Here is a 14,075-nt window from a genome sequence, read left to right as displayed (position 1 = left end):
GCTCAGCCGCCCTTTCGGGCGGCTTTTTTATGCCTGACGCAGGCGCTCCGCCACCCACGCCTGCAACCGGCGGCGCGAAATCTTGATGCCGCCGTTTTTCAGCTCATCAGGCAGCGGAAGCAATGCCGTCGGGCGTTGGAAATTGGCGAGCTTATCCTGCGACCAGGCGAGCAGCGTCGCCAGCGACAGCGACGGATCGCCGTCGATCACCGCCACCGGCCGCTGGCCGAATTCGGCGTCCACCACCGGCACCACAAACGCCTGCGTGATCTGCGGATGCGCCGCCAGCACGCGTTCGATATCTTCCGGCTGCACCCCTTCGCCGCCGCTGAAAAACAGGTTGTCCAGCCGGCCGAGAATGCGCAGTTCCCCCTCCGCCATCGCGCCGCGATCGCGGGTCGCGAACCAGCCCTGTTCATCGGCCAACGGCTGCAGATGGCCATGACGCCAGTAGCCAAGCGCCAGGCTGTCGGCGCGGATCCAGACCTCTTCATCCACCAGTTTTACCTCGCGGCCGCCGAGCGGCAGGCCGACACCCGGCCGCGCATCGGCGCGCTTGGCGCACACCGTGGAGGCCAGTTCGGTCAGCCCGTAGCCGCACCAGCAACGGATCCCCGCCGCCTCCGCCCGTTCGGTCAGTTCCACCGGGATCATCGCGCCGCCGAGCAGCACCGCCTTCAGCGTCATGCCCGCCAGCGGTTGCGCCAACAGCCGCCACAGCTGGGTCGGCACCAACGAGGCATGCGTGCATCCCGCCAACGTCTCGTTCAGCGGGTGCATCTCGCGCACCGCCAACCGGGCGCCCGCCGCCAGCCAGCGCCAGACAATGCCCTGTCCGGAGACATGAAACAGCGGCAATGACAGCAGCCAGCAATCCTCGCGCTGAAACGCCATCAGCCCCAACACCCCGGCGGCGCTGGCCAGATGGTTGGCATAGCTGTGCGCGGCCGCTTTCGGCATGCCGCTGGAACCGGAAGTCAACGTCAGCGTCGCCAGACGCTGCGCATCCCACGTCGGCAGGTCTGGCCAACGCGGCTCGGTCGACGGCGGGGTCAATCGAATCACGTCTTCCGGCAGCGCCGGCAACGAGTCTGGGCCGAAGACAAAGGTCATATCCAATTCCGGCAACAGCTGCGCCAGCAGCGGCGTCGGCAAGGCGGGATTGAGCGGCAGCAGGCGTGCGCCGCACTGCAACAGCGCCAGATAGGCCAGCAGCAGTGGATAGCTGTTTTTACCGCACAGCGCCACGCCGCAGCCCGGTTCAACGCCCTGATGCTGGAAATCCGCCGCCAGCTCATCCACCTGGCTCTGCAACGTCAGCCAGCTCAGCGGTTGTTCGCCGAGCATCAGCGCCGTCGCCTGCGGCTGAGTGCGCGCCCAGTGTCGCCACGGCCAATCGTTCAACGGCGCCATAGGCACTCCAGCGCCGAGACATCCAGCAGCGGCAACGCGCTGCCCGGCCACGGGCGCAGCACCTGCGCCTGCATCAACCCCAGCGTGTCCAGGCCCGGCACGGTATCCGGCGTCAGCCAATGGGCAATGCGCGCCAGCTGGGTCAACCCCAGGCTGGATTCGAGGCTGGAGCTGATCACCGCCGTCAGGCCCGCCGCGTGCGCCTGCGCCACCAGCGTCTGGCAACGCGCCAGGCTGCCGACCAGCGTCGGCTTGATCACGATGGCCGCCACGCCCGGCTCGGCCTGCACCACAAAGTCCGCCTCCCGCACGCTCTCATCCCAGGCGATGGCGATACCGGTCGCCCGGGCGAAGTCGCGCGATTCATCACGGGTCTTGCAGGGCTCTTCCAGGAAGGCGATGCGATCGCGCCACGCCGGGCTAACGTACCTGGCGAAGCCGTCGGCCTTGGCGCGGGTCCAGCTGCGGTTGGCGTCCAGCCGCAGCCGAAGATCCGGCAGCGCCTCCAGCAACACGTTGACGATCATGCCGTCCCGCACCGCCTCATACAGCCCCACCTTCACCTTGGCGACTTTCTCGCCCGGTAAAGCGCTCAATGTCTCGAACAGCTCATCCGGATCGCCGGTGCACAGCGGCGCCTTGCGAAAATCCGCCTGCATCGGCAAACGCTGCTCCAGCTCGGCCTGCGCGCAGCTGAGCCCAAAGGCCACCGAGGGCAGCGCGCTGTGCTCCGGTTCGTTGCCCGCCAACCACGCCTGCAGCCAGTCCAATGCGGCCTGTTCGGCCTGCGCCGGCGTTTCCCGGCTGAATTCCGGCAGCGGTGCGATCTCGCCCCAGCCTTCACGTTCGCCCTGACACAGCTGCACCACCCATCCGTCACGCGTTTTCAACCGTTGATTGCGCAGCACCACGCCCGCCTCCATCGGCAGGCTGTAACGGTATAGCGCCGCGCTGCGGTTTGCCCCGCTCATTACGGGTTACGCTTGAATTTGCTGAAGTCCGGTTGGCGCTTCTCGTTGAACGCGTTGCGCCCTTCCTGCCCTTCGTCGGTCATGTAAAACAGCATGGTGGCGTTGCCCGCCAGCTCCTGCAAACCGGCCTGGCCGTCGCAGTCGGCATTCAGCGCCGCCTTCAGGCAGCGCAGCGCCATCGGGCTGTTCTGCAGCATTTCGCGGCACCAGCGCACCGTCTCTTTTTCCAGATCGGCCAGCGGCACGACGGTATTGACCAGGCCCATGTCGAGCGCGGCGGCGGCGTCGTACTGGCGGCACAGGAACCAGATTTCGCGCGCCTTCTTCTGGCCGACGATGCGCGCCATGTAAGACGCGCCCCAGCCGCCGTCGAACGAGCCCACTTTCGGGCCGGTCTGGCCGAAGATGGCGTTATCCGCCGCGATGGTCAGATCGCACATCATGTGCAGCACGTGGCCGCCGCCGATCGAATAGCCGGCCACCATCGCCACCACCGGTTTCGGGCAGGTGCGGATCTGGCGCTGGAAGTCCAGCACGTTGAGGTGATGTACGCCGCTGTCGTCGCGATAGCCGCCGTAGTCACCGCGCACTTTCTGATCGCCGCCGGAGCAGAAAGCCTTATCGCCAGCGCCGGTCAGAATAATGACGCCGATGCCGTCGTCGTAACGGGCGTTGGCCAGCGCGTCGATCATCTCTTTGACCGTTTGCGGACGAAACGCGTTGCGCACCTGCGGCCGGTTGATGGTGATTTTGGCGATGCCGTCGGCGGACTTGTGATACAGAATGTCTTCGAAATCGCCGGTGCAATCTTGCCAGGCGATGGCGGCATACAGGTGTTCTTCATTCGGATAAAGCATGTTCGGTTCCTTTAACCAGGGTTAACGAGAAAGGTCTGCAGCTCGGCGACGAAATCCTGCGGATTGGCCAGATGCGCGTTGTGGCCGGCCTGCGGCACGATGCGCAACGGCAACCCGGCGTCGCGCGCCAGCCGTTGAAATTTGGGGTCGTTCTCACCGCACAGCACCCGCAGCGGCACGGTCAGTTGGCGCAGCTGCGGCGCCAGATAAGGCTGTCTGCCGAGCGATGTGGCTTCGAGCATGTCGGCAATCGCCGGGCCGCTGTTGATCGAACGCGCGGCGATCAGCGCCTGGCGGTGCACATGGCTAAGCTCTTTGAACACCGGCTGCTGATACCAGTCCGCCAGGACTTCGGCAATCGGCTCACTGCGAAAACGCGCCGCCCATCGCGCATCCTGCTCGCAACGATCGCGGCGCTGTTGTTCGTCCTCAAGCCCCGGATTGCCGCCCTCGACGATCACGCCTTGCAGGCCGTCATGGCGGCCGTGGCAAGCGTGATACATGGCGATGCGCCCGCCGAGCGAGTAGCCCACCAGCCAATAACGTTCAATATTGCGCAGTTGCAGGGTCGCGGCGATTTGCGCGCTGATGTCGTCAAAGCCGCGGCAGCTCACCGCCACAGAATCGCCGTGGCCGGGCAGATCGATGGCCAGCGACGGCCATTCCGGGCAACGCGCGGCGATCACCCGCCATTCATTGTTGTTGCCCAGCAGGCCGTGCAGCCATACCAGCCACGGACGCCCCGCTTCGCCCTGTTGCAAAATTCGCGTCGCCAGCATCATTGCACCGCCATCTGTTGCACCAGGAATTGCAGACTCTCGGCCCCTGCGCTCGGCGACACCTGCAGTTCTATCAGCGTGGCACCGCCGCGCCGCCAGCCTTGTTCAACCGCCTGTTGCAGTTGGCTCCAGTTCTCCGGCCGCGCGTAGCCAAGCTGGAACATCGCCGCCGCGTGGCTGAACTCGATATTTTGCGGCATGCAGTAAAAGCGCTGCCGTTCCTCTTCCGGCGTCGGCAGCAGCGAGAAAATTTGGCCACCGTTATTGTTGACGACGATCAGCACCGTCGGCGCCGAACAGTGGCGCAACAACGCCAGCGCATTGAGGTCATACAACGCGGAAAGGTCGCCCACCACCGCCAACGTCGGCCGGGCGGTGGCGCGCTGTACGCCGGCGGCGGTGGAAATCAGACCGTCGATGCCGCTGGCGCCGCGGTTGCTGAATACCGGGTAAGCGACAGGCAGCGTGGTTAACGCGTCGATCAGTCGCACCACCAGGCTGTTGCCGAGGAACAGCTGGCCGTTCTCCGGCAGCAGTTCCGGCAGGCGGTGCGCCAGCTGCGCTTCGCCAAAGTTATCGTGCAGATGCGTGGACGCCGCCGTCAGCGCCTTATCCGCCAAGGCCGCCAGCCCGGCGGCCCACGGTGCGCGCGGTTGCGCCGGATGCTGCGCCAACCACTGCGCCACCCCGGCACGCAGACGCCGCCCCCGGTGCTGGGCCGGATCGAGCCGCCCCGGCAGCTCGTCGATGACCCAATACTCTTCCGGCCGACACTGCGCCTGCCACTGCAGCAGGCGTTTACCGGTCAGACTGCCGCCGAACTGCACCACCAGCTGCGCGTCTTGCAACACGCGCTGCGCCTGCGGATGAGCGAGCCATAAATCGGCGCAGGGCAGCGGTTGCCCGGTCTGCGACAGCACATCGCCGATCAGCGGCCAGCCCAGCGTCTCGGCCCAGTCGGCCAGCCGTGCGCCCTCTTCCGCGCTCATGCGGCCGGCCAGCACCACGCCGCGTTTTTGCCGCCAGAAGAACCAGTCCGGCTGCGGCGACGGCGCCGCACGCGTCTCGCTTTCCTGCAGCCAAGGCCGATCGCTCTGCCACCAGTCGCCCAGCGCGGCGGACCAATCGGCATACTGACGCTCATCACCGCCGTACAGCGGTTCGGCGAACGGGCAGTTGATATGCAACGCACCGTGCTGCAGGCGCGCCATCGCGCTGTCGACGCTGGAGGCCAGCCACGCGGCCGGAATATCCGGCGTAGGACGCGGCAGATCGATCGCCAACGTCGGGTGGCTGCTGTAGAGGCCGTTTTGACGGATCGCCTGATTGGCGCCGCAGTCGATCAGTTCCGGCGGCCGATCGGCGGTGAGAAACACCAGCCGCTCACCGGTCAGACCGGCCTCGATTAAAGCCGGGTAAAGGTTCGCCGCCGCGGTGCCGGACGTGACAATCACCGCTACCGGCTCACGCGCCGCCTTCGCCAGCCCAAGCGCCAAATGGCCGAGCCCGCGTTCATCAAAGTGGGTATGACAGATAAAAGATCGGTTGGCCGCAGCGGCCAGCGTCAACGGCGTGGAGCGCGATCCCGGAGCGATACAAACATGCCGCACCCCATGGCGGGCCAGCGCCTCGAGCAGCACAGCCGCCCACCGGCGATTAAAAACACTTGTCGACATAGTTCGCTCACAAGTCAGTTAGCAGAGATCGTCCCCGGCGCAGCCGACGGACGCCGCGCCTGTAGTTACGCTCTGTATTATATGAGGTGTTATTTTCACGGCTTTTGCGCCAGCGCAAAAACGCCGTATATCCCTGGGTGTTTACACCAGATAATTATTTGATTTAGAACAAAAAATAAACAATAAATACACAAACACTTTACACCTGCAGCGACATGGCCTCAATCCGCCCGCACAAAAAACAGGGGAATAACGCCCCGCCTGCGGCGGCTAGCGGAAAGTATAGGCGGGAAATGGAAGAACTATCGGAGAAACAGCGGGATGAAGCACACAGTCTGCAGAAAAGAACGAGGCGGCTTGCGCCGCCCCTGGATCGTGGTTTATTTGCGGGCCAGCAGCAGCCCCAGCACCAGCCCGACGGTGGCGCCGATGCCCACGCTGTGCCAGGGTTTATCCCGCACATAGTCGTCGGTGCGGTGCACCGCTTCTTTGGCGCGGGCATAGTAGGATTCGCCGGTGTTCACCCAGCGCGCCTTGACCTCACTCAGCGCCTGCTCGGCGTGCGACTTGATGTCGATGTAGGCCTGATCCGCGCGATCGCCGCTGTATTGCAACACTTCTTCCAGCGTTTCGGTCAGCATTCTCAGATCGTCATCCAGCGTAGTTTGCTCAGCATCCGTATGTCTTGCCATCGTGAGATCTCCGTGGTTGAAAAATTAAGCGTTCCTACACTATAGACAACGATCGTCACCTGCGGCCATCGGACTTTTACCCTAAAACACTAATTGCACCTTGGCGGCCCGGCGCTTGTCGCCGGCAAACTCCAGCGCCTGCGCCAGTTGGTCCCCGGCGAACTCCGCCGACAGCAGCGGCAGCGGATCGACCACATCGCCGGCCAGCCAGGCCACCGCCAGCGCGAATTCCTCCACGAAGCGGAAGGAGCCGAGCAGATTCAACTCCTTGGCGATCAACAGCATCAGCGGGAAATCAGGGAAGCTGCCGCCCATCCCCACCTGCACGACGGTGCCCTTGGCGCGCGTGACTTCCAGGCAGCGCTGCAGCGACGTCGGATGCCCTGCTGCCTCGAAAGCGATGTCGAAATAGCCTTTGTGTTGCTGATATCCGCTGAAATCGTCGTCTGCGGCATGCAGACAGCAGTCCGCCCCCATCTGGCCGGCGAGCGCCAGACAGCGCGGGCTGAGATCGGCGCAGACGATCTCGGCGGCGCCCAGCGCTTTCAGCGCCGCCACCAGCAAACAGCCGATCGGGCCGACGCCGGACACGAAAACCGTTTTACCCTTCACCGCGCCGGGCTGTTTCGCCGCGTGGATCGCCACCGCCAGCGGTTCGGCGAATACCATCACCCTGTCGTCGCGATCGGCGGCGTAAGGAATGCACTGCACGCTATCCACCACCTTGTATTGGGTGAAAGCGCCGTCGACGTGCGGGAAATACATCGCGCTGCCGAAAAAGCGCATTTCGACGCACTGATTGCTTTGCTGCGCCAGACAATATTTGCACTGCCCGCAGGGTTTGCTGGGATTGAGCGCCACCTTCTGCCCGACCGGCAACTGCGGCGAATCGCTGGCGAGCACCTCGCCGATCGCCTCGTGGCCCAGCACCATCGGCTGGCGTACCTGAAAATTGCCGACCTTCCCTTCCTGAAAGTAATGCAGGTCCGAGCCGCAGATGCCGCCGCGGCGGATTTTCACCAGCGTGCCCTGCCCCTGATAATTCACTTCTTGCGCGATCACCGCCACGTCGCGTTTGCCGTTGACCATGCAGGACTGGGTTTGAATTTTCATCTCAACACTCCACGCAAGAGGGATTACACCGCAGCGGACATGCCGCCATCGACAAACAGCAGCTGCCCGTTGACGAAGCTGGAAGCGTCGGCGGCCAGGAACACCGCCGCGCCGATCAGCTCCTGCGGATCCCCCCAACGCGCGGCGGGCGTGCGCTGGGTTAGCCAGGCGGTAAAGGCCGGGTCGTCGGCCAACGCCTGCGTCATCTCGGTTTTGAAATAGCCGGGGGCAATGCCGTTGACCTGAATGTTGTAACGCGCCAACTCCACGCACATGCCGCGCGTCAGCATTTTCACCGCGCCCTTGGATGCCGCATAAGGGGTGATGGTGTCACGTCCCAGCTCGCTTTGCATCGAGCCGATATTGACTATCTTGCCGCGCCGGCGCGGCACCATGTAACGGGCCACGGTCTGCGACACGATGAAGACCGCCTTCTGGTTGACGGCGATGATGTCGTCCCAGTCTTGCTCCGGGAACTCGGTGAAGGGATGACGGCGCTGGATGCCGGCGTTGTTGATCAACACGTCTATCGCGCCGATGTCCGTTTCGATACGGCCGATGGCGGCATGCACCGCCTGAGAGTCGGTGACGTCGAACGCCGCCGCGTCGGCGCGCAGCCCCTCTTCGCGCAGGCGATCGGCGGCGTGCCGGGCATGTTCTTCGGTGGTGGCGTTGACCAGAATATGCGCGCCTTGCTGCGCCAGACCGCGTGCCAGCAGAAAACCGATGCCGCGCGAGGCGCCGGTGATCAAGACGGTTTTGTTATCCAGAGAAAACAGGTTGTTCATGGTGATTCCCGGCCTTCAGGCCTCCAATCGGACAGGCCTCTATCTCAGCCGATTGTTACCGGTAAAAACGTGATGGAAATCACTGAAAATAATGTTACGAAACCCTGTTACCCTTAACGTGAACTCACGCAGACAGTGAGAGAACAAAACCAACCTATCTAATTGAAAAATTAATGTTTTCAATAAAATCGCATGCGTTGTTATCACCAAATCGATTTGTTAACATACCGCTATCCCCCCTTGCCGCTCCGCCCGTTAAGGCTACCGAATGAAACACCCCCGCGTAACGCTACAGGACATCGCGCAATTGGCCGGCGTGACCAAAATGACCGTCAGCCGTTTTCTGCGCACGCCGGACAAAGTGGCGGCCGACACCGCCGAACGTATTGCGCAGGTCATGCGGGAGCTGAACATCACTGACGCCGATACCGCACAGGCCGGCAGAAAACCGCGCATCGGCGTGTTGATCCCCTCTTTCAATAACCAGATTTTCGCCGATCTGCTGGCCGGCATCGAATCCGTCACCCAGGCGCGGGGTTACCAAACGCTGGTGGTAAACTACGATTACAGCCCGCAGCGGGAAGAAGAGCAGATTGCACAGCTGCTGGCTTATCCAATCGCCGGGCTAATCCTCACCGATTCGGCGCACACCTTGCGCGCGGAGACCTATCTCGCCGCCGCGAAAATTCCCATCGCGCAGGTGATGGATCTCGACGCGCCGCCGGGGCGGATCGCGGTGGGATTCGACAATGAACAGGCGGGGTATGACATGACCGCCGCGCTGCTGGCCAGCGGCAAACGCCATATCGTTTACTTTGGCGCCATGTCCGACGCCCGCGACACTAAACGTTACCAGGGATACTGCCGCGCCATGGCGGCTCAGGGGCAAACGCCGCGCCAGATCACACCGCATCGGGTCTCATCGGTTTCGATCGGCGCCGACATGCTGGCGATGGCGCGCGAACGCTACCCGCAGTTGGACGGTATCCTGTGCACCAACGACGATTTGGCGGTAGGCGTGTTGCAGGCCTGCCTGCGTCTCGGCGTGCGCGTGCCGCAGGAGGTTGCGCTATCGGGTTTTCACGGTCTGGATATCGGCCAGGCGACCACGCCGGGCATCGCCAGCGTGATCACGCCGCGCTTTGAGATGGGTAAGGCCGCCAGTGAACTGTTGCTGCAGCGGATCGCGGGCGAGCCCTGCGCCGAGCGTCTCGACCTGCACTACCGCCTCTCACTCGGCGGCACCGTTTGAGCCGGCATGCCGGCTGACCGGTTGTGCGGCGCGGGCTTTTTCGCTGCGCGCCGCCCACCACAGCCCGCTGTTTTTCATCGCATAGCCGAATAGCAGGCCCACCAGCAAAGAGAGCGTCACCAGCGGCCAGTCGCCGCCGCCGGCGAAGGTCGCACAGGCGCCGATAAAGGTGCCGGGCACGAACCCCAGCCATTGCTGTTTGGCCTGTATGCACATCAAGAACGCCACGGCGCCGGTCAGCAGATACCCCAGCAAATTCCATTGCGGCGCCAGTTCGCTGCCGTGGATGATGACCATTGCCCAGAAAACGCCGCTGCAGCAGGTCAACGCGCCGATCAACAGCCCTTTCAGGCCGCCCTGCGGGCAGGCGAAATAGGCCGTGCAGCCGAGAAAACCGGCCCAACCGATCAGGCCCAGACTGACGGCAACCCATCCCCAAACGCCGGACAGGATCCCGGTGGTGACGGCAATGGCGAAAAGAACGTTCATAAAGTGACCTGCAGCAAAAAGAAAGCGCGCAGTTTACCCGAAAACGGGCCAATTTATGCGATACAAATCACATCATAAATGTAATTAAAGAATCATTAATTATAAAAAATAGATATTCATCACAAAATAATTAGCAAGTGAACCCCAGCCGGGACGTCTTCCATGCCAGCAACAGGCACACTGCGCTGCTGCTCAAGAACAGCAAATGGGTCGCCTGCTGCAGATCGACGCGATCGACCACCACGCCCAGCAAGATCGGCACCCAGTTGGCGATATAAGCGATAACGTAAAACAGAGAAAGCAAACGCGCATGGCTGGTCGGTGGCGAAATCAAGTTCACCAGGGTTGCGCTGCCGACGAAAATGGCGCCGTAAGCATAGCCGGCCACCACCAGCCCCGCCGCCGCCAGCCCCAGAGAATGCCACTGGATCGCCATGGCGAACACCACTGCCGCCAACACCTGCGCCAGGCAACCGAACAACAGCGAATGACGGGCGTTAATGCGGCGGCTCAGGATCTGGCTGATGCCGGCGATCAGCAGATACACCGCAATCGCATAGCCAAAGACGCCACGCTGGTGCATGCCTAACAGCCTTTCCGCCACGCCGGGGCCGATTGCCAAAATACTGGCGGCCAGCGCCCAACAGACAAACAGCGCTCCGGCGCACACAAAGAATTTACCGCCGGTAGCGCGCAGGCCATCGAGCAGCGTGCTTTTTTCCTGTTCGGCCGGCGCAGCGCGGGCCGGCGACGCAACCTGACCACGCGGCCACAGCAGCATGACGCCCAACGCCGCCATGGCGGCAATGGCCATGATGAAAACGAACGGCAGCGTCGTGGGATGAAAACCGGTCTGCAAAGCGATGCCGCTGAAGATCGGCCCCAGCGCTAATCCGGTGGTGAATGACAGCGTTGCGATTAACGCCGCGCTTTTACCGCCGTCGCGCGGCCCAAACCGCACCAACGCGATGTTCGCCGCGCCGGTCAGCGCCCCGGTGCCCACCCCGGCCAGCAGCCGCGCCATCAGCATCATGACAAAGGTATCAGCCAGCGCGAACAGCAGCGCGCCGCTCAACACCACCAGCAACGCCGGCACGATCATGCTGCGTAAATCCTTTACTTTGCCGGCCAGATTGCCGACGCCGAACAAAGAGATCAGCACGCCGGCGGCATAGGCGCCGTAGATGACGGTCAGACTGACCGAGCTTAGCGCAAGCCGCTGCTGATACAGCGGATAAAGCGGCGTCGGCGCGCTGCTGTTCAGCAATGCCGACATCAAAGCCAGCGCCAGGAACAGTAAAATGGCCGTGCGCGACGCCTGTGCGTTTGCTGGCGCCACGTCCTGGATGGCGGTATTTTCTGACATGCTTCAACTCCCAAAGTCGGCAGGCGGCGGCCTGCCATCGTCGTCTTTCCTCACCCGGTCTGCCGGGAACGGCGCTTATCATAGCGTTACGGCGAAAGGCGAAGTATCGCCAAGAATGAATCACCCCGATGCATTTTTGCATCACCGGGGAAATAACCGCCGATGTGCGTGCCGTTAACCGTCTTTCTCTCCCACCAGGCGGAACAACGCTTTATGATAGATACCGGTATCGTTCGCCCGGCCCACACTGCTCCCCTGGCGCCGACAAATCTGCAGAGAGGAAATGGCATGATGAATTGGGATGACGCGCGCTTCTTTCTGGCCGTCGCGCGCTGCGGCACGTTACGTAAAGCCGCCAACCAGCTGCAGGTTGATCAAGCGACCGTCGGCCGACGTCTCACCGCCCTGGAAAGCTCACTGGGTTCGAAATTGTTTATCCGCACGCCAAAATCCTTCTCCCTCAGCCCGCTGGGCGAATCCATGCTGGCGGACGTGATGAAGATGGAAAATGCCGTGCAGGCGATCGCTCGCAAAGCCGCCGGCGGCGACGAAAGCCTGTGCGGCAACGTGCGCATCGCCACCACCGATACCCTGGCCGAAGCCTTCGTGATACCGGCGCTGCAAGATCTGCGGCAACGCTATCCGGCCATTACCGTCACGCTGTTGACGGCACTGAACATCGCCGATATCGCTTACCACGGCGCGGATCTGGCGATCCGCGGCGCGCGCCCCGATGACGATGAACTGATCATCAAGCGGCTGGCCACCATCGAGATGGGGCTGTACGCCAGCCCGCACTATCTGGCGCAACGCGGCATGCCGGTCAAAGGCGAGCAGCTGCGCGGGCACGATCTGCTGATGTTCCCGCGCGAACTGGTGCCGCGCCATTGGAGCGATTTCGGCGGCGAGGCCCTGCACGAGCCCAACGTTGTGCTGCAATGCAATTCGCAACTGCTGTTACGTTCGGCCACTCGCAGCGGGCTGGGCATTGGCCTGCTCTCCGCGTTTCTGGCGGATAAAGACCCGGAGCTGGTACGCCTCTTTCCCGAGAACAAAGACTTGGTGGACATCTGGTTGGTGCTGCATCCCGACCTGCAGCGCGCCGCCCGAATACGCGCGGTCGTGCAGGCGCTGGAAGAGTCGTTTACTCCCGATTCCACCTTATCCGGCGCATAAAAAAGGTCGCCGAAGCGACCTTTTTACCGTCTGAAGCGTTATCAGAACGTCGGCTGCGCCATCTGCACCAGCGAAATCAGCGGCTGAGGATAAACCCCCAACAGCAGCACCAGCGCGGCTGAGATCAGCACCACGACGCCACCGGCGGTCAACGCCCAGTTGTTCGGGGTATCGCGCTGCAGCGATTCCGGCGCGCTGAGGAACAGGCTGACGGTCACGCGCAGGTAGTAGTACAGGCCGATGGCGCTGCCTACCACGACTGCGCCGGTCAGCCACCACAGGTGCGCGCTGACGCCCATCGCGATCACGAAGAACTTACCGATAAAGCCCAGCGTCATCGGGATACCGGCCAGCGACAGCATCATCACCGTCATTACCGCGGACAAGATTGGCTTGTGCCAGAACAGACCACGGTAAGAGAACAGCGAATCCGCATCCGGGCCGCGGTATGGGCTGGACATCAGGCTGACCACGCCGAAGGCGCCCAGGCTGCTGAACAGGTAACCGGCCAGATAAACGCCGGCGGTTTCCAGCGACAGCTGATGGGTTTGCACCGCAATCAGCGCCACCAGCAGGTAGCCCAGGTGAGCGATCGACGAGTAGCCCAGCAGACGCTTGATGTTGGTCTGGCTGATTGCCATCAGGTTACCGAACAAGATGGAGCAGAACGCGATGATCGACAACACCATGCGCAGCGCTTCGTTGTCGGCGGCCGGGGCATACAGGAACAAGCGCATCACGACCGCAAAGATCGCGATCTTGCTGGCGGTCGCCAGGAAGGTCGAGACCGGCGCAGGCGCGCCCTGATACACGTCCGGCGTCCACAGTTGGAACGGCACCAGCGACAGCTTGAAGCCCAGACCGACGATCATCATGCCCATGCCGGCCAGGATCAGCGGCTGGTGCATCATGTTTTCCTGCAGACTCTTGCCGAGGCCGGCCAGCGACAGATCGCCAGATTCGGCGTACAGCAGCGCCATGCCGAACAGCAGGAACGACGACGCGGCAGCGGACAACAGCATGTACTTGATGGCGGCTTCCAGCGGGCGCTTCTGGCGGTAGGCGTAGCCCACCAGGCCGAACAGCGGCAGCGAGATCAGCTCGATACCGATGAACAGCGAAGCCAGATGGTTGGCGCTCGCCAACAGGATGCCGCCCATGGCGGCGATCAGCACCAGCAGGTAGAACTCTTCGCGGTTATCCGGATAGCCGACCAGCCACGGATACGCGAAGGTGCAGGTCGCCAGACTCGCCAGCAGCACCAGCCCGGTGTAGAACATCGAGTAGCCGTCAACCCGCAGCAGCGGGGTGACGTCCATTGGGCCTGCCTGGCCGACAAAGTACAGCGAAAGCAGCGCCAGGTTGAGACCGATCACGGTCAGGGTGGCGTTGATAAAGTGGTCGCGTCGCCACGCAATGCCTAGCATCACAACCACCACCGTCAATCCGACGATCAACAGCGGCAGCAGTGCGATCAGTTGTTGAGGAGTTATTGTCATGGCG

The 14,075-nt window shown here is 62.8% G+C and carries 13 protein-coding genes; 2 read left to right on the top strand and 11 right to left on the bottom strand.

The window, feature by feature from the left end; genetic code table 11:
• Positions 1 to 27: 27 nt before the first annotated feature.
• The 8 genes from menE to idnO form a co-directional block, all read right to left on the bottom strand.
• Positions 28 to 1,413, bottom strand: a complete 1,386-nt coding sequence (gene menE, locus IMX17_RS01090; RefSeq protein ID WP_193549234.1) for an o-succinylbenzoate--CoA ligase — start codon at positions 1,411 to 1,413, stop codon at positions 28 to 30.
• On the bottom strand, positions 1,401 to 2,384 hold the full coding sequence (gene menC / locus IMX17_RS01085) for an o-succinylbenzoate synthase (RefSeq protein WP_046896328.1): 984 nt from the start codon (positions 2,382 to 2,384) through the stop codon (positions 1,401 to 1,403). Before menC ends, menE begins: the two co-directional genes overlap by 13 nt.
• The gene (menB, locus tag IMX17_RS01080; protein ID WP_033639797.1) at positions 2,384 to 3,241 is read right to left on the bottom strand and encodes a 1,4-dihydroxy-2-naphthoyl-CoA synthase; all 858 of its coding nucleotides are present in this window, start codon (positions 3,239 to 3,241) and stop codon (positions 2,384 to 2,386) included. Before menB ends, menC begins: the two co-directional genes overlap by 1 nt.
• An 11-nt stretch (positions 3,242 to 3,252) precedes the next feature.
• On the bottom strand, positions 3,253 to 4,023 hold the full coding sequence (gene menH, locus IMX17_RS01075; protein WP_046896327.1) for a 2-succinyl-6-hydroxy-2,4-cyclohexadiene-1-carboxylate synthase: 771 nt from the start codon (positions 4,021 to 4,023) through the stop codon (positions 3,253 to 3,255).
• The gene (gene menD / locus IMX17_RS01070) at positions 4,020 to 5,696 is read right to left on the bottom strand and encodes a 2-succinyl-5-enolpyruvyl-6-hydroxy-3-cyclohexene-1-carboxylic-acid synthase (protein WP_046896326.1); all 1,677 of its coding nucleotides are present in this window, start codon (positions 5,694 to 5,696) and stop codon (positions 4,020 to 4,022) included. Before menD ends, menH begins: the two co-directional genes overlap by 4 nt.
• A gap of 380 nt (positions 5,697 to 6,076) precedes the next feature.
• Positions 6,077 to 6,388 (bottom strand): stress response protein ElaB, encoded by a 312-nt coding sequence (gene elaB / locus IMX17_RS01065; RefSeq protein ID WP_033643850.1) that lies wholly within the window; start codon positions 6,386 to 6,388, stop codon positions 6,077 to 6,079.
• An 81-nt stretch (positions 6,389 to 6,469) separates the two neighbouring features.
• Complete coding sequence (gene idnD, locus IMX17_RS01060) at positions 6,470 to 7,501, bottom strand: L-idonate 5-dehydrogenase (RefSeq protein ID WP_193549233.1); 1,032 nt, start codon at positions 7,499 to 7,501, stop codon at positions 6,470 to 6,472.
• Between the two features lie 23 nt (positions 7,502 to 7,524).
• Positions 7,525 to 8,289: a gluconate 5-dehydrogenase gene (idnO, locus tag IMX17_RS01055; RefSeq protein ID WP_033643852.1), complete on the bottom strand. Its 765-nt coding sequence runs from the start codon at positions 8,287 to 8,289 to the stop codon at positions 7,525 to 7,527.
• A gap of 268 nt (positions 8,290 to 8,557) precedes the next feature.
• Between idnO and IMX17_RS01050 the strand changes: the two genes are divergently transcribed.
• A complete protein-coding gene (locus IMX17_RS01050) occupies positions 8,558 to 9,541 on the top strand; it encodes a LacI family DNA-binding transcriptional regulator (protein WP_164057608.1) in 984 nt (327 codons plus the stop codon).
• Here the strand turns inward: IMX17_RS01050 and IMX17_RS01045 are convergent.
• The gene (locus IMX17_RS01045) at positions 9,521 to 10,030 is read right to left on the bottom strand and encodes a DUF1097 domain-containing protein (protein WP_033643854.1); all 510 of its coding nucleotides are present in this window, start codon (positions 10,028 to 10,030) and stop codon (positions 9,521 to 9,523) included. The genes IMX17_RS01050 and IMX17_RS01045 overlap by 21 nt on opposite strands.
• Before the next feature lie 130 nt (positions 10,031 to 10,160).
• Positions 10,161 to 11,396 carry an MFS transporter gene (locus IMX17_RS01040; protein ID WP_193549232.1) on the bottom strand — a complete coding sequence of 412 codons (1,236 nt, stop codon included), beginning with the start codon at positions 11,394 to 11,396 and terminating at the stop codon, positions 10,161 to 10,163.
• A gap of 288 nt (positions 11,397 to 11,684) precedes the next feature.
• Between IMX17_RS01040 and IMX17_RS01035 the strand changes: the two genes are divergently transcribed.
• Positions 11,685 to 12,572: a LysR family transcriptional regulator gene (locus IMX17_RS01035; RefSeq protein WP_193549231.1), complete on the top strand. Its 888-nt coding sequence runs from the start codon at positions 11,685 to 11,687 to the stop codon at positions 12,570 to 12,572.
• A gap of 41 nt (positions 12,573 to 12,613) precedes the next feature.
• On the opposite strand, the gene nuoN is transcribed toward IMX17_RS01035, so the two are convergent.
• Positions 12,614 to 14,071: an NADH-quinone oxidoreductase subunit NuoN gene (gene nuoN, locus IMX17_RS01030; protein ID WP_033635324.1), complete on the bottom strand. Its 1,458-nt coding sequence runs from the start codon at positions 14,069 to 14,071 to the stop codon at positions 12,614 to 12,616.
• Positions 14,072 to 14,075: the final 4 nt, after the last annotated feature.

Origin of the sequence: Serratia sp. X3 (assembly GCF_014982455.1) — a bacterium.
Taxonomy (GTDB): domain Bacteria; phylum Pseudomonadota; class Gammaproteobacteria; order Enterobacterales; family Enterobacteriaceae; genus Serratia; species Serratia ureilytica.
Note: the sequence above shows the minus strand (reverse complement) of the source record. Positions and strands in the feature narration are given on the sequence as shown.

Bases quoted from the DNA above. Each gene is read 5' to 3' on its own strand.
- menE (WP_193549234.1), bottom strand. From the start codon at position 1,413: ATGGCGCCGTTGAACGATTGGCCGTGGCGACACTGGGCGCGCACTCAG.
- menC (WP_046896328.1), bottom strand. From the start codon at position 2,384: ATGAGCGGGGCAAACCGCAGCGCGGCGCTATACCGTTACAGCCTGCCG.
- menB (WP_033639797.1), bottom strand. From the start codon at position 3,241: ATGCTTTATCCGAATGAAGAACACCTGTATGCCGCCATCGCCTGGCAA.
- menH (WP_046896327.1), bottom strand. From the start codon at position 4,023: ATGATGCTGGCGACGCGAATTTTGCAACAGGGCGAAGCGGGGCGTCCG.
- menD (WP_046896326.1), bottom strand. From the start codon at position 5,696: ATGTCGACAAGTGTTTTTAATCGCCGGTGGGCGGCTGTGCTGCTCGAG.
- elaB (WP_033643850.1), bottom strand. From the start codon at position 6,388: ATGGCAAGACATACGGATGCTGAGCAAACTACGCTGGATGACGATCTG.
- idnD (WP_193549233.1), bottom strand. From the start codon at position 7,501: ATGAAAATTCAAACCCAGTCCTGCATGGTCAACGGCAAACGCGACGTG.
- idnO (WP_033643852.1), bottom strand. From the start codon at position 8,289: ATGAACAACCTGTTTTCTCTGGATAACAAAACCGTCTTGATCACCGGC.
- IMX17_RS01050 (WP_164057608.1), top strand. From the start codon at position 8,558: ATGAAACACCCCCGCGTAACGCTACAGGACATCGCGCAATTGGCCGGC.
- IMX17_RS01045 (WP_033643854.1), bottom strand. From the start codon at position 10,030: ATGAACGTTCTTTTCGCCATTGCCGTCACCACCGGGATCCTGTCCGGC.
- IMX17_RS01040 (WP_193549232.1), bottom strand. From the start codon at position 11,396: ATGTCAGAAAATACCGCCATCCAGGACGTGGCGCCAGCAAACGCACAG.
- IMX17_RS01035 (WP_193549231.1), top strand. From the start codon at position 11,685: ATGATGAATTGGGATGACGCGCGCTTCTTTCTGGCCGTCGCGCGCTGC.
- nuoN (WP_033635324.1), bottom strand. From the start codon at position 14,071: ATGACAATAACTCCTCAACAACTGATCGCACTGCTGCCGCTGTTGATC.